General features: G+C 51.1%; 19 protein-coding genes, 6 tRNA genes and 2 other RNA genes. 16 read left to right on the top strand and 11 right to left on the bottom strand.

All coding sequences use genetic code 11. From position 1 onward, the window contains the following. The first annotated feature begins 101 nt into the window (after nucleotides 1-101). The 10 genes from D9738_RS06605 to pnuC all read left to right on the top strand — a co-directional run bounded on the left by D9738_RS06605 (nucleotide 102) and on the right by pnuC (nucleotide 3,182). Nucleotides 102-177 (top strand) — tRNA-Val (locus D9738_RS06605). Nucleotides 178-179: 2 nt separating this feature from the next. Then, nucleotides 180-255: transfer RNA gene (locus tag D9738_RS06600), tRNA-Lys, on the top strand. Between the two features lie 51 nt (nucleotides 256-306). After that, nucleotides 307-382: transfer RNA gene (locus D9738_RS06595), tRNA-Val, on the top strand. 3 nt (nucleotides 383-385) lie between these two features. Then, nucleotides 386-461 (top strand) — tRNA-Lys (locus tag D9738_RS06590). Between the two features lie 146 nt (nucleotides 462-607). Continuing rightward, nucleotides 608-683, top strand: a tRNA-Lys gene (locus D9738_RS06585). Nucleotides 684-715: 32 nt separating this feature from the next. Continuing rightward, nucleotides 716-791 (top strand) — tRNA-Lys (locus tag D9738_RS06580). A gap of 30 nt (nucleotides 792-821) precedes the next feature. Then, nucleotides 822-947, top strand: a non-coding RNA gene (locus D9738_RS06575) — RtT sRNA. Between the two features lie 30 nt (nucleotides 948-977). Next, nucleotides 978-1,103, top strand: a non-coding RNA gene (locus D9738_RS06570) — RtT sRNA. 278 nt (nucleotides 1,104-1,381) lie between these two features. Further along, nucleotides 1,382-2,425, top strand: coding sequence for a quinolinate synthase NadA (nadA, locus tag D9738_RS06565; RefSeq protein ID WP_130259798.1), 1,044 nt, complete (start codon nucleotides 1,382-1,384; stop codon nucleotides 2,423-2,425). 37 nt (nucleotides 2,426-2,462) lie between these two features. Then, a complete protein-coding gene (gene pnuC / locus D9738_RS06560; protein WP_130259797.1) occupies nucleotides 2,463-3,182 on the top strand; it encodes a nicotinamide riboside transporter PnuC in 720 nt (239 codons plus the stop codon). On the opposite strand, the gene zitB is transcribed toward pnuC, so the two are convergent. Then, nucleotides 3,179-4,120, bottom strand: a complete 942-nt coding sequence (zitB, locus tag D9738_RS06555; protein ID WP_130259796.1) for a CDF family zinc transporter ZitB — start codon at nucleotides 4,118-4,120, stop codon at nucleotides 3,179-3,181. The genes pnuC and zitB overlap by 4 nt on opposite strands. 114 nt (nucleotides 4,121-4,234) lie before the next feature. Then, on the bottom strand, nucleotides 4,235-4,615 hold the full coding sequence (locus D9738_RS06550) for a YbgS-like family protein (RefSeq protein WP_130209916.1): 381 nt from the start codon (nucleotides 4,613-4,615) through the stop codon (nucleotides 4,235-4,237). 315 nt (nucleotides 4,616-4,930) lie between these two features. Here D9738_RS06550 and aroG point away from each other — a divergent pair, with 315 nt between their 5' ends. Continuing rightward, the gene (gene aroG / locus D9738_RS06545) at nucleotides 4,931-5,983 is read left to right on the top strand and encodes a 3-deoxy-7-phosphoheptulonate synthase AroG (RefSeq protein ID WP_130209918.1); all 1,053 of its coding nucleotides are present in this window, start codon (nucleotides 4,931-4,933) and stop codon (nucleotides 5,981-5,983) included. Between the two features lie 147 nt (nucleotides 5,984-6,130). Here aroG and gpmA read toward each other — a convergent pair whose 3' ends face one another. The 7 genes from gpmA to modE form a co-directional block, all read right to left on the bottom strand. After that, entirely contained in the window at nucleotides 6,131-6,883 is a 753-nt protein-coding gene (gpmA, locus tag D9738_RS06540) for a 2,3-diphosphoglycerate-dependent phosphoglycerate mutase (protein ID WP_001295305.1), read from the bottom strand. 202 nt (nucleotides 6,884-7,085) lie between these two features. After that, nucleotides 7,086-8,126, bottom strand: coding sequence for a galactose-1-epimerase (galM, locus tag D9738_RS06535; RefSeq protein WP_059321515.1), 1,041 nt, complete (start codon nucleotides 8,124-8,126; stop codon nucleotides 7,086-7,088). Then, nucleotides 8,120-9,268, bottom strand: coding sequence for a galactokinase (gene galK, locus D9738_RS06530; protein WP_130259795.1), 1,149 nt, complete (start codon nucleotides 9,266-9,268; stop codon nucleotides 8,120-8,122). Before galK ends, galM begins: the two co-directional genes overlap by 7 nt. Before the next feature lie 3 nt (nucleotides 9,269-9,271). Then, entirely contained in the window at nucleotides 9,272-10,318 is a 1,047-nt protein-coding gene (galT, locus tag D9738_RS06525; protein WP_000191508.1) for a galactose-1-phosphate uridylyltransferase, read from the bottom strand. Between the two features lie 9 nt (nucleotides 10,319-10,327). After that, a complete protein-coding gene (gene galE, locus D9738_RS06520) occupies nucleotides 10,328-11,344 on the bottom strand; it encodes a UDP-glucose 4-epimerase GalE (protein WP_001265443.1) in 1,017 nt (338 codons plus the stop codon). A 261-nt stretch (nucleotides 11,345-11,605) separates the two neighbouring features. Further along, the gene (gene modF / locus D9738_RS06515; protein ID WP_130209926.1) at nucleotides 11,606-13,078 is read right to left on the bottom strand and encodes a molybdate ABC transporter ATP-binding protein ModF; all 1,473 of its coding nucleotides are present in this window, start codon (nucleotides 13,076-13,078) and stop codon (nucleotides 11,606-11,608) included. A gap of 67 nt (nucleotides 13,079-13,145) precedes the next feature. Continuing rightward, complete coding sequence (modE, locus tag D9738_RS06510) at nucleotides 13,146-13,934, bottom strand: molybdenum-dependent transcriptional regulator (protein ID WP_130209928.1); 789 nt, start codon at nucleotides 13,932-13,934, stop codon at nucleotides 13,146-13,148. A gap of 128 nt (nucleotides 13,935-14,062) precedes the next feature. Between modE and acrZ the strand changes: the two genes are divergently transcribed. From acrZ to modC, 4 genes are all read left to right on the top strand, one after another. Further along, the gene (gene acrZ, locus D9738_RS06505; RefSeq protein WP_000891515.1) at nucleotides 14,063-14,212 is read left to right on the top strand and encodes a multidrug efflux pump accessory protein AcrZ; all 150 of its coding nucleotides are present in this window, start codon (nucleotides 14,063-14,065) and stop codon (nucleotides 14,210-14,212) included. 165 nt (nucleotides 14,213-14,377) lie between these two features. Beyond that, on the top strand, nucleotides 14,378-15,151 hold the full coding sequence (gene modA / locus D9738_RS06500; protein WP_130259794.1) for a molybdate ABC transporter substrate-binding protein: 774 nt from the start codon (nucleotides 14,378-14,380) through the stop codon (nucleotides 15,149-15,151). Further along, the gene (gene modB / locus D9738_RS06495) at nucleotides 15,151-15,840 is read left to right on the top strand and encodes a molybdate ABC transporter permease subunit (protein ID WP_000604034.1); all 690 of its coding nucleotides are present in this window, start codon (nucleotides 15,151-15,153) and stop codon (nucleotides 15,838-15,840) included. Before modA ends, modB begins: the two co-directional genes overlap by 1 nt. 2 nt (nucleotides 15,841-15,842) lie before the next feature. Continuing rightward, nucleotides 15,843-16,901, top strand: coding sequence for a molybdenum ABC transporter ATP-binding protein ModC (modC, locus tag D9738_RS06490; protein ID WP_130209932.1), 1,059 nt, complete (start codon nucleotides 15,843-15,845; stop codon nucleotides 16,899-16,901). Here modC and ybhA read toward each other — a convergent pair whose 3' ends face one another. After that, nucleotides 16,902-17,720, bottom strand: coding sequence for a bifunctional pyridoxal phosphate/fructose-1,6-bisphosphate phosphatase (gene ybhA, locus D9738_RS06485; RefSeq protein WP_000213425.1), 819 nt, complete (start codon nucleotides 17,718-17,720; stop codon nucleotides 16,902-16,904). A 154-nt stretch (nucleotides 17,721-17,874) separates the two neighbouring features. Here ybhA and pgl point away from each other — a divergent pair, with 154 nt between their 5' ends. Then, a complete protein-coding gene (gene pgl, locus D9738_RS06480) occupies nucleotides 17,875-18,870 on the top strand; it encodes a 6-phosphogluconolactonase (RefSeq protein ID WP_130209934.1) in 996 nt (331 codons plus the stop codon). Nucleotides 18,871-18,911: 41 nt separating this feature from the next. On the opposite strand, the gene D9738_RS06475 is transcribed toward pgl, so the two are convergent. After that, a complete protein-coding gene (locus D9738_RS06475) occupies nucleotides 18,912-19,865 on the bottom strand; it encodes a LysR family transcriptional regulator (protein ID WP_130259793.1) in 954 nt (317 codons plus the stop codon). Between the last annotated feature and the right edge of the window lie 65 nt (nucleotides 19,866-19,930).

Raw genomic sequence — 19,930 nt, 5'->3', positions numbered from 1 at the left:
AACGTGAAGGATAACGTTGCGTCAGCAACGGCCCGAAGGGCGAGACGAAGTCGAGTCATCCTGCACGACCCACCACTTTAAGTAGTATCCAGCGCAGTATCGGGTGATTAGCTCAGCTGGGAGAGCACCTCCCTTACAAGGAGGGGGTCGGCGGTTCGATCCCGTCATCACCCACCACCGGGTCGTTAGCTCAGTTGGTAGAGCAGTTGACTTTTAATCAATTGGTCGCAGGTTCGAATCCTGCACGACCCACCACTAATTGCGGTGGGTTTGGTGGAAGTAGTTTGTAGTATCCAGCGTAGTATCGGGTGATTAGCTCAGCTGGGAGAGCACCTCCCTTACAAGGAGGGGGTCGGCGGTTCGATCCCGTCATCACCCACCACTCGGGTCGTTAGCTCAGTTGGTAGAGCAGTTGACTTTTAATCAATTGGTCGCAGGTTCGAATCCTGCACGACCCACCAATTTTAACATCAAACTCAGATGTTAAGCGTGAAGGATAACGTTGCGCCAGCAACGGCCCGTAGGGCGAGCGAAGCGAGTAATCCTGCACGACCCACCAATCTTAAAGATTGGATTCGAGTAAAAATCTTTCAGGTAACACCCATATGGGTCGTTAGCTCAGTTGGTAGAGCAGTTGACTTTTAATCAATTGGTCGCAGGTTCGAATCCTGCACGACCCACCATCCTGAATGATTAAGCAGCATAATCCCGCAAGGGGTCGTTAGCTCAGTTGGTAGAGCAGTTGACTTTTAATCAATTGGTCGCAGGTTCGAATCCTGCACGACCCACCAATGTAAAAAAGCGCCCTAAAGGCGCTTTTTTGCTATCTACGATACTCAAAGATTCGAACCTGCAGCAGGTTCGAGTTGAGCGCAGCGAAACAACGGAGCCGCTTGCGGCGACGGCCCGAAGGGCGAGCGAAGCGAGTCATCCTGCACGACCCACCAATGTAAAAAAGCGCCCTAAAGGCGCTTTTTTGCTATCTGCGATACTCAAAGATTCGAACCTGCAGCAGGTTCGAGTTGAGCGCAGCGAAACAACGGAGCCGCTTGCGGCGACGGCCCGAAGGGCGAGCGAAGCGAGTCATCCTGCACGACCCACCAATGTAAAAAAGTGCCCTAAAGGCGCTTTTTTGCTATTCAGGCATCCCACAATTTCAAGTTGTAAACCTGATGACATAGTCAGAGCTTGCTGTGCAAGCAACTCTACGTCGGTGGAATTAGGCGTAAAATGACGCATCCTGCACATCAGGCGTAATACGTGTGACTTTTCCTCACCATTCGGCTATTTTGTTTAGCATATAAAACAATTGAGGCCGATTGCAGCGGGTTGAACGCTTCATGTCGGTATAAACGTTAAGCCTGTAAAACGAGATGACCAAATGAGCGTGATGTTTGATCCTGAAACGGCGATATATCCTTTTCCACCGAAGCCAACGCCGTTAAGCATTGATGAAAAAGCGTATTATCGCAAGAAAATCAAACGGCTGCTGAAAGAACGTAATGCGGTGATGGTCGCCCACTACTATACCGATCCCGAAATTCAACAGCTGGCTGAAGAAACCGATGGCTGTATCTCTGATTCTCTGGAAATGGCCCGCTTCGGTGCAAAGCATCCCGCTTCTACGCTGTTAGTCGCTGGGGTGAGATTTATGGGGGAAACCGCCAAAATTCTCAGCCCGGAAAAAACAATTCTGATGCCAACACTTCAGGCTGAATGTTCACTGGATCTCGGATGTCCGATTGAAGAATTCAACGCATTTTGCGATGCCCATCCCGATCGTACTGTCGTTGTCTACGCAAACACTTCTGCTGCGGTAAAAGCGCGTGCAGATTGGGTGGTAACTTCAAGCATTGCCGTCGAACTCATTGATCATCTGGATAGTTTGGGTGAAAAAATTATCTGGGCACCAGACAAACATCTGGGGCGTTACGTGCAAAAACAGACAGGCGCAGACATCTTATGCTGGCAAGGTGCCTGTATCGTTCATGACGAGTTTAAGACTCAGGCGTTAACCCGCTTACAAAAACAGTACCCTGATGCTGCCATACTGGTGCATCCGGAGTCACCACAAGCTATTGTCGATATGGCTGATGCTGTTGGTTCCACAAGTCAGTTGATTAACGCTGCAAAAACATTGCCACATCAGCAGCTGATTGTGGCGACTGACCGGGGCATTTTCTACAAAATGCAGCAGGCCGTGCCAGATAAAGAATTGCTGGAAGCGCCAACCGCAGGCGAGGGCGCTACCTGTCGAAGTTGCGCTCATTGTCCGTGGATGGCAATGAATGGCCTTCAGGCCATCGCAGAGGCGCTGGAACAGGGAGGAAGCAATCACGAGGTTCATGTTGACGAAAATCTGCGAGAGAGGGCGCTGGTGCCGCTCAACCGTATGCTGGATTTTGTGGCTACACTACGTGGATAACTGACAATAAGGCGTCACGCTACGCATTGGGGGAAAGATGGATTTTTTTAGCACACAGAGCATTCTGGTTCATATACCGATCGGTGCTGGCGGTTACGATCTCTCATGGATCGAAGCGGTGGGGACGATCGCTGGGTTACTGTGTATTGGCCTTGCCAGTCTGGAGAAGATCAGCAACTACTTTTTTGGCCTGATCAACGTTACCCTGTTTGGCATTATTTTCTTTCAGATTCAGCTGTATGCCAGCCTGCTGTTACAGGTGTTTTTCTTTGCTGCTAACATTTATGGCTGGTATGCCTGGTCGCGACAAACCAGTCAACATGAAGCTGAGTTAAAAATTCGCTGGTTGCCATTGCCGAAGGCGCTAAGCTGGTTGGCGGTTTGCGTGGTTTCGATTGGTCTGATGACGTTATTTATCAATCCGGTGTTTGCATTTTTGACCCGCGTGGCAGTCACGATTATGCAAGCATTGGGTTTGCAGGTAGTGATGCCAGAATTGCAACCGGACGCCTTCCCATTCTGGGACTCCTGCATGATGGTACTCTCCATCGTGGCAATGATCCTGATGACGCGTAAATACGTCGAAAACTGGTTATTGTGGGTCATCATTAACGTGATTAGCGTGGTGATTTTCGCCTTGCAGGGCGTCTATGCCATGTCGCTGGAGTATCTGATCCTGACCTTTATTGCCCTCAACGGCAGCCGGATGTGGATCAACAGCGCACGCGAAAGAGGTTCACGCGCGCTGTCCCATTAATGGTGATGATGTGAATGGCCAGACACCCCTTCATTCAGGTGGCAGTCTGGCCCATGACAAGGTTGATATTCCATCTGGATGGTGGCGTGCTCAATCTGATAGTGATCCATCAGATAGTGTTGGATCTGATCCAACAACGCGTCGTGATCGTGTGGCGGGATCACCTGCACATGCAGCGTCATCACTGGCTTTTCGCCCACCATCCACACATGTACATGGTGCACATTGCGGACTTCCGGGATTTCCCGGCACATGCGGCGTTTCATTTCAGCAATATCCAGCGAAACGGGCGCACCTTCAAGTAATTCATTCACGCTGTCTTTCAATAATCGCCACGCGCTGCGCAGAACCAGAAGCGACACGAGTATCGAGAGAATGGGGTCCGCAGGTGTCCAGCCGGTCCAGATAATTATCAACGCGGCGACGATAGCGCCAACGGAACCCAGCAGGTCCCCAAGCACATGCAGTGCCGCTGCTCGCACGTTGAGGTTTTTCTCTTCACTACCGTGATGAAGTAACCAGAAAGAAAGTATATTTGCCAGCAATCCCGCCACGGCAATCGCCATCATCATACCGCCTTCAACCGGACGCGGCGTGCGGAAACGTTCTATTGCCTCCCAGACAATCAAAATCGTAATCACCACCAGGGCGATGGCATTCACAAACGCCGCGAGCGTGGTCAATCTTAGCCAACCGAAAGTGTGGCGAATGGTGGGAGGACGACGTGAAAATTGCACTGCGAGTAGGGCGAAAAGCAGGGCGGCAGTATCGGTCAACATATGTCCGGCATCAGCCAGCAATGCCAGAGAACCGGAAAGAAAACCGCCAATGACTTCTACCAGCATAAACCCGGCAGTTACGCCGAAAGCATACAACAAGCGACGAGCATTATTATCTTCTGGTAGGTGTGGGGAAGTGTGTGAGTGTGAGTGCGCCATGACGAGTCATCCCTTAATTTATCTCACTTAACTTTATGACATCATACTTCTTTTAGAAGGGAAAAATTAAAAAGGAGAGCCTCCGCTCTCCCATTATCAGCCATATATCCTGGCTTACTGCGTAGTACCGTCGGTTTTGGTATCGACATCATTGTTGATGCCATCACCGGTTTGTACCTTTTTATTGATGTCCGGGCAGCGACCATCTTTGCACATGGTGTTTTTGTGCTCTTCATCTTTGGTCATGCCGCCATTATTCATGGATGAACCATTCGGGTGCAGCATCGTCCCGCCCGAGTTGGTATTAACCCCGTTATTGTCGACGTTATTTGGTGCGACATTTTCACGAGCGTCCGGGGCAACCTGGCCCGCATCTGCCGCGGCGTTTGCCTGGCCGTTATTGGTTTGCGCTCCGCTATCGGCAGCCAGAGCAGCGCCGCTGGCAAGGCTTAGAGTGGCAGTCAAAAATAGTGTGGCCAGTTTTGTCATTTTCATAGGATGCTCCTGTTATGGGCGTTATGTCGGATAACCTCTTCCAACAGTGCATTTGCAGGTGAATATAAGGCAATGGTTGAAGATTTCAGCCAGAAGAAGAGATCCAGCAGAGAATCTTGAAAAAATTAATAAACAAAGAAGTTACAGTTAGAAATTGTAGGAGAGATCTCGTTTTTCGCGACAATCTGGCGTATTTCTTACCGATTCCAGGATTATTCCGTCCATAGTGTAAAACCCCGTTTACACATTCTGACGGAAGATATAGATTGGAAGGATTGCATTCACCAAGATAAGTATGGCAACACTGGAACAGACATGAATTATCAGAACGACGATTTACGCATCAAAGAAATCAAAGAGTTACTTCCTCCTGTCGCACTGCTGGAAAAATTCCCCGCTACTGAAAATGCCGCGAATACGGTAGCCCATGCCCGAAAAGCGATCCATAAGATCCTGAAAGGTAATGATGATCGCCTGTTAGTGGTGATTGGTCCGTGCTCAATTCATGATCCTGTCGCGGCTAAAGAGTATGCCACTCGCTTGCTGGCGCTGCGTGAAGAGCTAAAAGACGACCTGGAAATCGTAATGCGCGTTTATTTTGAAAAGCCGCGCACCACGGTGGGCTGGAAAGGGCTGATTAACGATCCGCATATGGACAACAGCTTCCAGATCAACGACGGTTTGCGAATTGCCCGTAAATTGCTGCTCGATATTAACGACAGCGGTCTGCCAGCGGCGGGCGAATTTCTCGACATGATCACCCCTCAGTATCTCGCTGACCTGATGAGCTGGGGCGCAATTGGCGCACGTACCACCGAATCGCAGGTGCATCGCGAACTGGCGTCTGGTCTTTCTTGCCCGGTAGGTTTCAAAAATGGCACAGACGGTACGATTAAAGTGGCTATCGATGCCATTAATGCCGCCGGTGCGCCGCACTGCTTCCTTTCAGTGACCAAATGGGGTCATTCGGCGATTGTGAATACCAGCGGTAACGGCGATTGCCATATCATTCTGCGCGGCGGTAAAGAGCCTAATTACAGTGCAAAACACGTTGCTGAAGTGAAAGAAGGGCTGAACAAAGCAGGCCTGCCAGCACAGGTGATGATCGATTTCAGCCATGCTAACTCGTCCAAACAATTCAAAAAGCAGATGGATGTTTGTGCTGACGTTTGCCAGCAGATTGCCGGTGGCGAAAAGGCCATTATTGGCGTGATGGTGGAAAGTCATCTGGTAGAAGGCAATCAGAGTCTGGAGAGCGGGGAGCCGCTGGCTTATGGCAAGAGTATCACTGATGCCTGCATTGGCTGGGACGATACCGATGCTCTGTTACGTCAACTGGCAAATGCAGTAAAAGCGCGTCGTGGATAATTTATAGTCAAATCGCCATGACTGTATGTTTGTAGGTCTGATAAGACGCGCAGCGTCGCATCAGGCAATGTGCTCCATTGTTAGCAACGACAAACAAAAAAGCCGACTCGCTTGCAGTCGGCTTTCTCATTATTAAACAAATGACGTTTACTTCGCTTTACCCTGGTTAGCGACAGCAGCTGCTTTCGCCGCGATCTCGTCAGCATTACCCAGATAATAGCGTTTCAGCGGTTTGAAGTTCTCGTCGAACTCATACACCAGCGGCACGCCAGTCGGGATATTTAGCTCAAGAATCTCTTCTTCGCTCATGTTATCAAGATATTTCACCAGCGCACGCAACGAGTTACCATGAGCGGCGATGATTACGCGCTCACCGCTCTTCATACGCGGCAGAATGGTTTCATTCCAGTAAGGGATCACGCGGTCAATGGTCAGCGCCAGGCTTTCAGTCAGCGGCAGCTCTTTCTCGCTCAGTTTCGCGTAACGCGGATCGTGGCCCGGATAACGCTCATCATCTTTAGTCAGTTCCGGCGGAGTCACCGCAAAACCACGACGCCACTGTTTCACCTGCTCGTCGCCATACTTTTCAGCAGTTTCCGCTTTGTTCAGACCCTGCAACGCACCGTAGTGACGTTCGTTCAGTTTCCAGGATTTCTCAACGGGCAGCCATGCCTGATCCAGTTCGTCCAGCACGTTCCACAGGGTATGGATAGCGCGTTTCAGCACAGAGGTGTAAGCAAAGTCAAAGCTGTAACCTTCCTCTTTCAGCAGCTTACCTGCTGCTTTTGCTTCGCTTACGCCTTTCTCAGACAGATCCACGTCGTACCAACCGGTGAAACGGTTTTCTTTGTTCCACTGACTTTCGCCATGACGAACCAGAACCAGCTTAGTTACAGCCATATACTTACTCCTCAAATCATCTTTTAATGATAATAATTCTCATTATATTGCCGTGACGAAGCAACAGCAATGCTTACGCATAACCATAGCGAAAATAGTGTCGCAGTGTAAGGTTGTTGTGAATATTGAGTTGCAAATATGTCGGTATTTGCTGGTGATTTGAACAATACGAGGATAAAGCCCTCATGACGAGGGCTTAACATTACTCAGCAATAAACTGATATTCCGTCAGGCTGGAATACTCTTCGCCAGGACGCAAGAAGCAGTCCGGCTGCGGCCATTCAGGGTGGTTCGGGCTGTCCGGCAGAAACTCGCTTTCCAGCGCCAGCCCCTGCCAGTCGGCGTAAGGTTCAGTTCCTCTTGATGGCGTGCCGCCGAGGAAGTTGCCGGAGTAGAATTGCAGAGCCGGAGCGGTGGTGTAGACCTTCAGCTGCAATTTTTCATCTGCTGACCAGACATGCGCCGCCACTTTTTTGCCATCGCCTTTGGCCTGTAACAAGAACGCGTGATCGTAACCTTTCACTTTGCGCTGATCGTCGTCGGCAAGAAACTCACTGGCGATGATTTTGGCGCTGCGGAAATCAAAAGACGTTCCGGCGACAGATTTCAGGCCGTCGTGCGGAATGCCGCCTTCATCAACCGGCAGGTATTCGTCCGCCAGAATCTGCAACTTGTGATTGCGCACGTCAGACTGCTCGCCGTCAAGATTGAAATAGACGTGATTAGTCATATTCACCGGGCAAGGTTTATCAACTGTGGCGCGATAAGTAATAGAGATGCGGTTATCGTCGGTCAGACGATATTGCACCGTTGCGCCGAGATTACCCGGAAAGCCCTGGTCGCCATCATCTGAACTCAGGGCAAACAGCACCTGACGATCGTTCTGGTTCACAATCTGCCAGCGGCGTTTGTCGAACCCTTCCGGGCCGCCGTGCAGTTGGTTGACGCCCTGACTTGGCAACAGCGTCACGGTTTCACCGTCAAAGGTATAACGACTATTGGCGATACGGTTGGCATAACGACCAATAGAGGCCCCAAGAAATGCAGCCTGATCCTGGTAGCATTCCGGGCTGGCGCAGCCAAGCAGAGCCTCGCGGACGCTGCCATCGGAAAGCGGAATACGGGCGGAAAGTAAAGTCGCACCCCAGTCCATCAGCGTGACTACCATCCCTGCGTTGTTACGCAAAGTTAACAGTCGGTACGGCTGACCATCGGGTGCCAGTGCGGGAGTTTCGTTCAGCACTGTCCTGCTCCTTGTGATGGTTTACACACGTAAAAAGTCTCTTTAATACCTGTTTTTGCTTCATATTGTTCAGCGACAGCTTGCTGTACGGCAGGCACCAGCTCTTCCGGAATAAGCGCGACGATACAGCCGCCAAATCCGCCGCCGGTCATGCGTACGCCACCTTTGTCGCCAATCACAGCTTTTACGATTTCGACCAGAGTGTCAATTTGCGGCACGGTGATTTCGAAATCATCGCGCATAGAGGCATGAGACTCTGCCATCAACTCGCCCATACGTTTCAGGTCGCCTTTCTCCAGCGCGCTGGCAGCTTCAACGGTACGCGCGTTTTCGGTCAGGATATGACGCACGCGTTTCGCGACGATCGGGTCCAGTTCATGCGCAACAGCGTTGAACTCTTCAATGGTGACATCGCGCAGGGCTGGCTGCTGGAAGAAACGCGCACCGGTTTCGCACTGTTCACGACGGGTGTTGTATTCGCTGCCAACCAGGGTACGTTTGAAGTTACTGTTGATGATGACCACAGCTACGCCTTTCGGCATGGAAACTGCTTTGGTCCCCAGCGAGCGGCAGTCAATCAGCAAGGCATGATCTTTCTTGCCGAGTGCGGAAATGAGTTGATCCATGATCCCGCAGTTACAGCCAACAAACTGGTTTTCTGCTTCCTGACCGTTAAGCGCGATTTGTGCGCCGTCCAGCGGCAGATGATAAAGCTGCTGCAATACGGTTCCGACCGCGACTTCGAGTGAGGCGGAAGAACTTAACCCGGCACCCTGCGGCACGTTGCCGCTGATCACCATGTCCACACCGCCGAAGTTGTTGTTACGCAGTTGCAGATGTTTCACCACGCCACGAACGTAGTTCGCCCATTGATAGTTTTCATGCGCGACAATGGGCGCATCGAGGGAAAACTCGTCGAGCTGATTTTCATAATCGGCTGCCATTACGCGAACTTTACGGTCATCGCGTGGCGCACAGCTAATGACGGTTTGATAATCAATCGCGCAGGGCAGAACGAAACCGTCGTTGTAGTCGGTGTGTTCACCAATCAAATTCACGCGGCCAGGCGCCTGAATGGTGTGAGTGGCAGGGTAGCCAAATGCGTTGGCAAACAGAGATTGTGTTTTTTCTTTCAGACTCATTTCTTACACTCCGGATTCGCGAAAATGGATATCGCTGACTGCGCGCAAACGCTCTGCTGCCTGTTCTGCCGTCAGATCACGCTGGGTTTCTGCCAGCATTTCATAACCGACCATAAATTTACGTACGGTGGCGGAGCGCAGCAGAGGCGGATAAAAGTGCGCGTGCAGCTGCCAGTGTTGATTCTCTTCGCCATTAAACGGCGCACCGTGCCAGCCCATAGAGTAGGGGAAGGAGCACTGGAAGAGGTTGTCATAACGACTGGTCAGCTTTTTCAACGCCAGCGCAAGATCGCTGCGCTGGGCGTCGGTCAAATCGGTGATCCTCAAAACATGGGCTTTGGGCAGCAGTAGCGTTTCGAACGGCCAGGCAGCCCAGTAAGGCACTACGGCTAACCAGTGTTCGGTTTCGACAACGGTACGGCTACCGTCTGCCAGCTCGCGCTGGACATAATCCACCAGCATTGGCGATTTCTGCTCGGCAAAATATTCTTTTTGCAGGCGGTCTTCGCGCTCAGCTTCGTTAGGCAGGAAGCTATTTGCCCAAATCTGTCCGTGCGGATGCGGGTTAGAGCACCCCATCGCTGCACCTTTGTTTTCAAATACCTGCACCCACGGATAGGTTTTTCCCAGCTCTGCGGTTTGCTCCTGCCAGGTTTTGACGATTTCCGTCAATGCCGCAACGCTGAGTTCTGGCAGTGTTTTACTGTGATCAGGTGAAAAGCAGATCACCCGGCTGGTACCGCGCGCGCTCTGGCAACGCATCAACGGATCGTTGCTTTCTGGCGCGTCTGGCGTGTCAGACATCAAGGCCGCAAAGTCATTGGTAAAAACGTAAGTCCCGGTGTAATCGGGGTTTTTATCGCCTGTCACCCGCACATTACCTGCGCAGAGAAAGCAATCTGGATCGTGCGCAGGTAACACCTGTTTGGCTGGCGTTTCCTGCGCCCCCTGCCAGGGGCGCTTAGCGCGGTGCGGTGAAACCAGAATCCATTGCCCGGTGAGCGGGTTGTAGCGGCGATGTGGATGATCAACGGGATTAAATTGCGTCATGGTCGTTCCTTAATCGGGATATCCCTGTGGATGGCGTGACTGCCAGTGCCAGGTGTCCTGCGCCATTTCATCGAGTGTGCGCGTTACGCGCCAGTTCAGTTCACGGTCGGCTTTGCTGGCGTCCGCCCAGTAGGCTGGAAGGTCGCCCTCGCGACGCGGTGCAAAATGATAGTTAACCGGTTTGCCGCAGGCTTTGCTGAAGGCATTAACCACGTCCAGCACGCTGCTGCCTACGCCTGCGCCGAGGTTGTAGATGTGTACGCCAGGCTTGTTCGCCAGTTTTTCCATCGCCACGACGTGACCGTCCGCCAGATCCATTACGTGGATGTAATCGCGTACGCCAGTACCATCTTCGGTCGGATAATCGTTACCAAAAATAGCCAGCGAGTCGCGACGGCCTACAGCAACCTGGGCAATGTACGGCATCAGGTTATTCGGAATGCCTTGCGGATCTTCGCCCATATCGCCCGACGGATGCGCGCCAACCGGGTTGAAGTAGCGCAGCAGGGCAATGCTCCAGTCCGGCTGGGCTTTTTGCAGGTCGGTGAGGATCTGTTCCACCATCAGTTTGCTTTTGCCGTAAGGGCTTTGCGGTGTGCCGGTCGGGAAGCTTTCAACGTATGGAATTTTGGGCTGATCGCCATAGACGGTGGCGGAGGAGCTGAAGATAAAGTTTTTGACGTTAGCGGCGCGCATGGCGCTAATCAGACGCAGAGTACCGTTGACGTTGTTGTCGTAATATTCCAGCGGTTTTTGTACCGATTCGCCAACGGCTTTCAGCCCGGCGAAGTGGATCACGGTGTCGATAGCGTGATCGTGCAGGATCTCGGTCATCAACGCTTCGTTACGGATATCGCCTTCAACAAACGTTGGATGTTTGCCGCCTAAACGCTCGATAACAGGCAGTACGCTGCGCTTACTGTTACAGAGGTTATCAAGAATGATGACATCATGACCGTTTTGCAGTAATTGCACACAGGTATGACTTCCAATGTAACCGCTACCACCGGTAACCAGAACTCTCATAATTCGCTCCATTAGGCTTATGGTATGAAATAACCATAGCATAACAAAGATGCGAAAAGTGTGACATGGAATAAATTAGTGGAATCGTTTACACAAGAATTTAGCCGTTTTTTATGCGCGATTAATTGATTATAAAACAGAGGGTTTATGAATGATTGCGCTTTTTATCTGAAAAAAAGATGCGGTTTTATGCCTGGATGCGTCGAACCGTGGGCCGGATAAAGCGTTTACGCCGCATCCGGCACAGTCAGCATTACCGACTCAATTTATTTTTGTCAGCGCATAACGATAGAGGTCACCGTCTGGCACGAACTCCAGACGATGGGTAATACAGGCAGGCGCATCTTCCGCATGGTGCGAAACAAACAATAATTGCGTTTCACCTTCGCTAATTAGCACGTCAACAAAACGGCGGATAAGCTGGCGATTGAGCGGATCCAGTCCCTGTAGTGGTTCATCGAGAATAAGCAAAGTCGGATGTTTCACCAGTGCGCGGACGATCAGCGCCAGGCGTTGTTGCCCCCAGGAAAGACTATGGAAAGGAGCGTCAGCCGTACGTTTATCAATGCCGAGAATATCCAGCCACTGCTGCACCAGCTTTTGCTGACGATCCGAAACGGCCTGATAAATGCCAATCGAATCAAAATAGCCAGAAAGGATCACATTACGCACGGTAGTGCTGACCCGGTAATCCAGATGCAAACTACTGCTGACGTAACCGATATGCTTTTTAATATCCCAGATGGTTTCGCCGCTGCCGCGACGTCGGCCGAAAAGCGTCAAATCGTTGCTGTAACCTTGCGGATGATCGCCAGTAATCAGGCTTAATAATGTCGATTTTCCCGCGCCATTTGGCCCGATAATTTGCCAGTGTTCGCCAGGATTCACCTGCCAGCTAAGGTTATTAAGAATGGGGCGATCGTTATAAGAAACCACGCCGTTGTTCAGCACAATGCGCGGTTCGTTGGCGGGTAAGGCGTGACGTGCTGAAGGTTCATCCGGCTCCGGCAGTTGCACACCTTCAAGCTGTTCGCTATGCGCCAGTTGCGCGACGAGTGCTTGCTGGAGCAGTTCCTCTTTAGCGCCAGTTTCCGCTAACGTGCAATCCGCCAGCACACCAGCAAACTGGACAAATTCCGGGATCTCATCGAAGCGATTGAGCACCAGTACCAGAGTAATACCGGACTGATGTAACGAGGCGAGTAATTCTGCCAGCTGCTGACGTGAGGCAACGTCAAGACCATCGAACGGTTCATCAAGAATCAATAAGTCAGGCTTCGACATCAGCGCCTGACAGAGCAGGGTTTTACGCGTCTCGCCAGTGGAAAGATATTTAAAACGTCGGTCGAGCAGGGCGGTAATGCCGAACTGCTGCGCCAGTTGCGCACAACGCGGTGCATCCTTAACTTCATCCTGAATGATCTCAGCCGTGGTGCGCCCGGTGTCATCTTCGCCAGGGCCGAGCATATCGGTGTTATTCCGCTGCCATTCGTCACTGACGAGCTTTTGCAATTGCTCGAAGGAGAGACGAGTGATGTGGGAAAACTGGCTTTGCCGTTCACCTTTCAAAAGCGGAAGTTCACCGGCCAGCGCGCGGGCCAGCGCCGACTTCCCGCTGCCATTAGAACCGACAAACGCCCAACTATCGCCCGCGTTTAACGTTAGCTGAGGCAATTGCAGCGTTTTTGTGTCGCTAAGACGAAACGTGCCTTGCAAAATTTGCAACGATGACATTTTATATCCCATTTTGTGCAGCGATTACTGACAGGGATACGTGTTTCATAACAAATTGTCAACACGCTTAGCACAGCGTGGCGATAATCACGCTGTCGGCATTAAAGTAGGCCGTGACATTCTGTCCTTGCTGAAGAGAAGTCGCTTCATTTACCGGCACTGTGGCGCATAGTGTTTGCCCGTCGGGTAGCGCCATTAATACTTCGCACTGCTCTGCGCCGCGCTCTATATGGCGAATAATGCCCGGCAATTGGTTGTCGGCACTCTGGGCTACGGTGTCATCCTGGGTAATGTTCACCCACGGCGCTTTCAGCAGAATCAACACTTCTTTGCCTTCATCCAGCCCCAGACGCGCGCCACTTTGCGCGGTAATCGCGACTTTTAAGCGTGTTTTGCCGTCGGCCAGTAAGACATCAACATGCTGTTGAACGTCATCATGATCGCGGGCGGTGATGGTACCGAACCACTGGTTACGGGCGCTGGTTTGCAGTGAAAAACGTGAGATCGCGGCCAGCAGACTGTTCAGCGGCAGGGCGTCATCGTCACTTAACACATCAAAGGCTTTTTGCTGGATCTGGGCGAGAAGATCGTAAAGCTGAATCAGTCGTTGACCATAGCGGGTCAGCACAGCACCGCCACCGCCTTTTCCGCCCGTAGCTCGTTCAACCAGCGTATGCTCACTTAACTGATTCATTTCGTTAATGGCATCCCAGGCGCTTTTATAGCTGATACCGGCATCTTTCGCCCCCTGGCTGATGGAACCGGAAAGCGCGATGTGTTTTAGTAGCGAAATGCGGCGTGGGTCGGCAAAGAGCTTTTGTTGCAGCTTAAGAGTGAGAAGGATTTCGGCCTGCATAACAATGTCCTGGCAAAAGTCTTATTGTGACGGAAAATGAGCGCCACGCAAAGCTGACCGCACAAAAGGGGAGTGCTTTTCTGTGCTTAACGGTTAGAATAGTCACAGGACTACATCTGGAGTTGACCATGTTAGAGTTATTAAAAAGTCTGGTATTCGCCGTAATCATGGTACCTGTCGTGATGGCCATCATCCTGGGTCTGATTTACGGTCTTGGTGAAGTATTCAACATCTTTTCTGGTGTTGGTAAAAAAGACCAGCCCGGACAAAATCATTGATTCCATGAATGCCCGCTGAGTCGGGCATTTTCTTTTTCTCAACTTCCTGCTTTTCCTGCCGATATTTTTTCTATCTACCTCTCAAAGGTTAACAATAACTGCTGGGAAAATTCTGAACTTGCCGTTATATTGACGCCTACATAACGTTAAATAAAGGGGTTACAAATGGCTCGTAAATGGTTAAACCTGTTTGCCGGGGCGGCGCTCTCTTTCACTGTTGCTGGCAATGCGTTGGCGGATGAAGGGAAAATCACGGTTTTTGCCGCAGCATCACTGACCAACGCGATGCAGGATATCGCTACGCAGTATAAAAAAGAGAAAGGCGTAGACGTCGTTTCTTCTTTCGCCTCCTCTTCTACTCTGGCTCGTCAGATTGAAGCAGGTGCGCCTGCGGATCTGTTTATTTCTGCCGATCAGAAATGGATGGATTATGCAATTGATAAAAAAGGAATTGATACCGCCACGCGTCAAACCTTGCTCGGCAATAGCCTGGTCGTTGTAGCACCGAAAACCAGCGAGCAGAAAGAGTTCACCATCGACAGCAAAACTAACTGGACCTCTCTGCTGAATGGCGGCCGCCTGGCGGTTGGCGATCCGGAACATGTTCCGGCTGGCATTTATGCGAAAGAAGCTCTGCAAAAACTGGGCGCATGGGATACGCTCTCCCCGAAACTGGCTCCCGCAGAAGATGTTCGTGGGGCGCTGGCGCTGGTCGAACGTAATGAAGCGCCGCTGGGTATTGTCTACGGTTCTGACGCAGTTGCCAGCAAAGGGGTAAAAGTGGTCGCCACTTTCCCGGAAGGTTCGCATAAAAAAGTGGAATATCCGGTTGCCGTCGTGGAAGGGCATAACAACGCGACAGTGAAAGCATTTTACGATTATCTGAAGGGACCGCAGGCTGCGGAAATCTTTAAACGTTACGGATTTACAACTAAGTAATGATACTGACCGATCCAGAATGGCAGGCGGTTTTATTAAGCCTGAAAGTTTCTTCCCTGGCTGTGCTGTTTAGCCTGCCGTTTGGGATCTTTTTTGCCTGGTTACTGGTGCGTTGCACGTTTCCGGGCAAAGCTCTGCTCGACAGCGTACTGCATCTACCGCTGGTGTTACCGCCCGTGGTTGTCGGTTACTTGCTGTTAGTTTCTATGGGACGGCGCGGATTTATCGGCGAACGCCTGTATGACTGGTTTGGCATTACCTTCGCGTTTAGCTGGCGCGGCGCGGTTCTCGCTGCCGCCGTCATGTCTTTTCCGTTGATGGTGCGGGCGATTCGTCTGGCGCTGGAAGGGGTTGATGTCAAACTGGAACAGGCCGCAAGAACGCTGGGGGCTGGGCGCTGGCGTGTTTTCTTTACTATCACGTTACCGCTGACGTTGCCGGGAATTATCGTCGGTACAGTACTGGCATTTGCGCGTTCGCTCGGTGAATTTGGTGCAACCATCACCTTTGTTTCTAACATTCCAGGTGAAACGCGAACCATTCCTTCTGCCATGTATACCCTGATCCAGACCCCAGGCGGTGAAAGCGGCGCGGCGAGACTCTGCATTATTTCTATTGCGCTGGCGATGATCTCCCTGTTGATTTCAGAATGGCTGGCCAGAATCAGCCGTGAACGGGCGGGGCGCTAATCATGCTGGAACTGAATTTTTCCCAGACCTTGGGCAACCATTGCCTGACCATTAATGAAACGCTGCCCGCCAATGGCATCACTGCTATCTTTGGCGTCTCCGGTGCCGGAAAAACTTCGCTGATTAACGCCATTAGTGGACTGACGCGCCCGCAAAAAGGGCGGATTGTCCTCAATGGTCGGGTACTAAATGATGCCGAAAAAGGTATCTGCCTGACGCCGGAAAAGCGTCGCGTTGGCTATGTGTTTCAGGATGCACGGCTGTTCCCGCATTACAAAGTGCGTGGCAATCTGCGCTACGGCATGTCGAAAAGTATGGTCGATCAGTTCGATAAGCTGGTGGCGCTTTTAGGCATTGAACCGTTGCTTGACCGTTTACCGGGCAGCCTGTCCGGAGGCGAAAAACAGCGTGTGGCAATTGGTCGGGCATTGCTGACGGCTCCGGAATTATTATTGCTGGATGAACCACTGGCGTCGCTGGATCTTCCGCGCAAACGCGAGCTATTGCCTTATCTGCAACGGCTGACGCGGGAAATCAACATTCCGATGCTGTATGTCAGTCATTCGCTGGATGAAATCCTCCATCTGGCGGACAAAGTGATGGTACTGGAAAACGGCCAGGTGAAAGCTTTCGGGGCGCTGGAAGAAGTGTGGGGCAGTAGCGTGATGAATCCGTGGCTGCCGAAAGAGCAACAAAGCAGCATTCTGAAAGTAACGGTACTGGAACATCATCCGCGTTACGCAATGACCGCGCTGGCGTTGGGCGATCAACATTTATGGGTTAATAAGCTGGATGAACCGCTGCAAGCCGCGCTACGCATCCGCATCCAGGCTTCCGATGTTTCTCTGGTTTTACAACCGCCGCAACAAACCAGCATCCGCAATGTGCTGCGCGCAAAAGTCGTCAATAGCTATGACGATAACGGCCAGGTGGAAGTGGAACTGGAAGTCGGCGGTAAAACGCTGTGGGCGCGAATAAGCCCGTGGGCCAGGGATGAACTGGCGATCAAACCTGGCCTGTGGCTATACGCGCAAATTAAAAGTGTGTCGATAACCGCCTGATTAAATCAGGTGGCTATAAATAAACTGGGCGATGCTGTCGGTGGTATTGTCACCAATCACGATATTGGCGCGTGCTTTTACCGCGTCATCGGCATTGCCCATCGCTACACCCGTTCCGGCAGCCTCCAGCATACTGATATCATTGAAGTTATCGCCGAATGCGACTACGTTTTCCATCGACCAGCCTTGCGCCTCAACCCATTTCGTCAGGCGTTTGCCTTTACTGTTGCCGCCGCGTGCAATATCAACCTGATCGTGCCAGGACCATTCACACTCCAGACCCAACTCATGTTCAACATGCTTACCAAAATGCTGTAACTGCGGCAGGTCATCGTGCGTCAGAGCGAACTTCCACACGGCGTTAACTTGTTGCGCCGTTTCAGCCAGAGAAGCGACTTGTGTGAAAGTCGGGCGTTGTTCCGGCGGCAAAGTCTGCGCCCAGTTAGACGTGCGAATGACATGTCCGGTCGGATGCTCATAGACCATTGCGTCATCCACATACATCAGACCGTGAATGTGGTGTTCATTCAGCATCTCGATGAGTTGCAGGGCTTTGTTAACGGGCATTGGATCGGCTTCAAGCACCGTTTTTGCATGATAATCATACAAATAGGTGCCATTACAGCAAATAGCAGGTGTATCCAGCGCCAGCGCCTGATAAAAAGGATGAATAGCGACGTGATGGCGACCCGTGACGATAATCAATTGGTAACCTGCTTCGCGAGCGCGGGCAAGCGCTTCAATCGATGAGGGAAGCAGAGTCTTTTTCGGGGTCAATAAGGTGCCGTCTAAGTCGAGAGCAATCACGCGTGTGGTCATGGCGTTTTCCAGATTAAGGTTAAGAATTTTCGTCTGCACGAATGGTACACCTATACCACTATCGGACAAAATTCTGCGTTTTAATTCAGCATTCACCGCCAAAAGCGACTAATTTTAGCTGTTAAAGTCAGTTGCTAAATGCAAAGGAGCATTCATGAAGCAAACAGTTTATATCGCCAGCCCTGAGAGCCAGCAAATTCACGTCTGGAACCTGAATCATGAAGGCGTGCTGACGCTGACACAGGTTGTCGATGTGCCGGGGCAGGTGCAGCCGATGGTGGTCAGCCCGGATAAACGTTACCTCTACGTTGGCGTTCGTCCCGAATTTCGCGTTCTGGCGTATCGCATTGCACCAGATGATGGCGCACTGACATTTGCCGCAGAGTCTGCGCTGCCGGGTAGCCCGACGCATATTTCCACCGATCACCATGGGCAGTTTGTCTTTGTCGGCTCTTATAATGCGGGTAACGTGAGCGTAACGCGACTGGAAGATGGCCTGCCTGTGGGCGTTGTCGATGTGGTTGAGGGACTGGACGGCTGTCATTCCGCCAATATTTCACCAGATAACCGCACTCTGTGGGTTCCGGCATTAAAGCAGGATCGTATTTGCCTGTTTACGGTCAGCGATGACGGTCATCTGGTGGCGCAGGACCCCGCAGAAGTGACTACCGTTGAAGGGGCCGGTCCGCGTCATATGGTGTTCCATCCAAACGAACAATATGCATATTGCGTCAATGAGTTAAACAGCTCAGTGGATGTCTGGGAACTGAAAGATCCGCACGGCAATATCGAATGTGTCCAGACGCTGGATATGATGCCGGAAAACTTCTCCGACACCCGTTGGGCGGCTGATATTCATATCACCCCGGATGGTCGTCATTTATACGCCTGCGACCGTACCGCCAGTCTGATTACCGTTTTCAGCGTTTCGGAAGATGGCAGCGTGTTGAGTAAAGAAGGCTTCCAGCCAACGGAAACTCAGCCGCGCGGCTTTAATGTTGATCACAGCGGCAAGTATCTGATTGCCGCCGGGCAAAAATCGCACCATATCTCGGTATACGAAATTGTCGGCGAGCAGGGGCTGCTGCATGAAAAAGGCCGCTATGCGGTAGGGCAGGGGCCAATGTGGGTTGTGGTGAACGCACACTAACCGCTGATTTACCCGGCGCTGAATCTCCTGCGCCGGGAGTATTAGCCCATCTCCTGTAACGCGTGTCTCTGGCGTTCGACGATATTGGTCCACAAATTGTCTTTATCGTCAGTCCATAAATTAATCAGCAAGGCAAAAAAGCGTTCTGCTGCTGGAGAAAGTACGGCATCTTTACGGCGAATTATTCCCAATGTCCGACGTATAACGGGTTCCACCAATGGGATACCAATAATCGAAGAATAGGGCGCATGAGGCATTGCCAGGCCAGGAAGCGCCGAAATTCCCAGTCCCGCTTCCACCAATCCTAATGACGTCGAAAGATGACGCACTTCATAAAACCAGTCCAGTTTCCAGGGCTTGTCGGACAATTTTTGCTCAATTAGCAGTCGGTTGCCGCTGGAGGAACGCACGCCAATCATTTTGTAACCTACTAACTCCTGCCATTCCACCAGCTGCTTTTTGGCCAATGGATGGTCACGCCGACAGGCCAGCACGAACGGCTCATTGACCAGTGGGGTAAAGTCAATGGATGAATTTGTGACATTGTTCATGTTTATGCCAAAGTCAGATTCATTGCACAGCACCGATTCCATGCAATTATTCGTACCTTGTTCCAGAATCCGCACTTTAATATTGGGATACAGCTCATTAAATTTACCGATTGCCAGCGGTAAAAAATAAAATACGGCGGTCGGAATACACGCTAACGTCACCATACCACGATGATAAGCATTCATATCACGAATACTAAAAAGCGTTTCATCGAATTTTTTTATTAAATCCCGCGCCTCCGGGAGCAACCTTTTTCCTGCTTTTGTTAACGTAACCTTGCGAGTTGTACGCTCAAAAAGTTGAATATGTAAATCTTCTTCCATCTTTTTTATTCTTCGCGTTAATGCAGGTTGCGTAATATTGAGTAATTTAGCGGCATTGTTAAATGAACTGGACTCTGCCAGTATGACAAATGCCTTCATACCTGATAATTCATGCTTCATTATTACTCCGAAAAATGGAAGCGGTGCATTTTAGTGATTTACAGTTAAACAGTTTAACTGCAATT

The organism is Escherichia sp. E10V5, from assembly GCF_004212315.1.
Taxonomy (GTDB): Bacteria; Pseudomonadota; Gammaproteobacteria; order Enterobacterales; family Enterobacteriaceae; genus Escherichia.
Note: the sequence above shows the minus strand (reverse complement) of the source record. Positions and strands in the feature narration are given on the sequence as shown.